The organism is Kitasatospora sp. NPDC056531 (genome assembly GCF_042794375.1).
GTDB lineage: Bacteria > Actinomycetota > Actinomycetes > Streptomycetales > Streptomycetaceae > Kitasatospora.
Map to the genome: position 1 here is coordinate 952 of NZ_JBHTTU010000315.1, position 958 is coordinate 1,909.

Genomic DNA, 958 nt, shown 5'->3' on the forward strand with positions numbered 1-958 from the left:
AGCGCGCGCAGGTACAGCTCACGCTTGCTGCCGAAGGTGGCGTAGATGCTGGCCCGGGCGATGCCGAGCCCCTCGACCAGGTCGGCCATCGAGGTGGCCTCGTAGCCGCGCCGCCAGAACAGCTCCAGGGCCGCCTGCAGCGCCGCGTCCGGGTCGAATTCCTTCGTTCGCGCCATGGGGGAACGCTAAACCTTTCTGGACCGAACGGTCAAGAAAGGCCACTGGCCGCTTCTTGCCAGGCATCTGACGGACTGTTGTCCGTTGAACTTAATTAAGGCTAGCCTTACCGTTCCTTCTTCCCCCGTCCCCCAGAAGAGGCGTTCCCGTATGTCCGCACACTTCCCCGCAACGTCCCGCCAGGCGGCCGAGGCCGCCCGACCGTACGTGCTGACGGCCTTTCGGATCGTCGTCGGCCTGCTCTTCGCCTGCCACGGCGCGGCCTCGCTGTTCGGCGTCCTCGGCGGCGCCAAGGGCGGCGGCACCATCCCGTTCGGCGAGTGGCCCGGCTGGTGGGCCGCACTGATCCAGCTGGTCGGCGGCGCCCTGGTGCTGCTGGGCGCCGGCACCCGATCGGCCGCCCTGCTCTGCTCCGGCTCGATGGCCTACGCCTACTTCACCGTCCACCAGGAGCACGCGCTGCTGCCGCTGCAGAACGGGGGCGAGCCCTCGGTGCTGTTCTGTTGGGCCTTCCTGGCCATCGCGGTGCTCGGCTCCGGCCCGTACGCCCTGGACCGGCTGTTCGCCGCCCGCCGGCCGGAAACCGAGCCCGCCCCCCAGCCCACCACCGTGGCCTGAGCTCAGTCCTCGGCGAGGTGCCGCTCGACCGAGGCGACCTTGGCGGTGAGGCCGTCGGTGACCCCGGCCCGGTCGTCGATCTTGATCACCGTGCTGACCCTGCTGCTGTAGGCCTTCACCGCCTCGATCGCCTCCCTGATCACCGGCATCACCTCGTCCCACT

At 69.6% G+C, this 958-nt stretch carries 3 protein-coding genes; 1 reads left to right on the forward strand and 2 read right to left on the reverse strand.

Annotated features, from left to right (window positions below; all coding sequences use genetic code 11):
- A partial coding sequence (locus ACFQ87_RS46015) for a helix-turn-helix domain-containing protein (protein ID WP_380617014.1) occupies positions 1-176 on the reverse strand: 176 nt, incomplete at its 3' end.
- Positions 177-327: 151 nt separating this feature from the next.
- On the opposite strand from ACFQ87_RS46015, the gene ACFQ87_RS46020 reads away from it, so the two are divergent.
- A complete protein-coding gene (locus ACFQ87_RS46020; RefSeq protein WP_380617013.1) occupies positions 328-795 on the forward strand; it encodes a DoxX family protein in 468 nt (155 codons plus the stop codon).
- 2 nt (positions 796-797) lie between these two features.
- Here ACFQ87_RS46020 and ACFQ87_RS46025 read toward each other — a convergent pair.
- A partial coding sequence (locus ACFQ87_RS46025) for an MTH1187 family thiamine-binding protein (RefSeq protein WP_380617015.1) occupies positions 798-958 on the reverse strand: 161 nt, incomplete at its 5' end.

Coding starts and splice junctions, on each gene's coding strand:
- ACFQ87_RS46020 (WP_380617013.1), top strand. CDS start 328: ATGTCCGCACACTTCCCCGCAACGTCCCGCCAGGCGGCCGAGGCCGCC.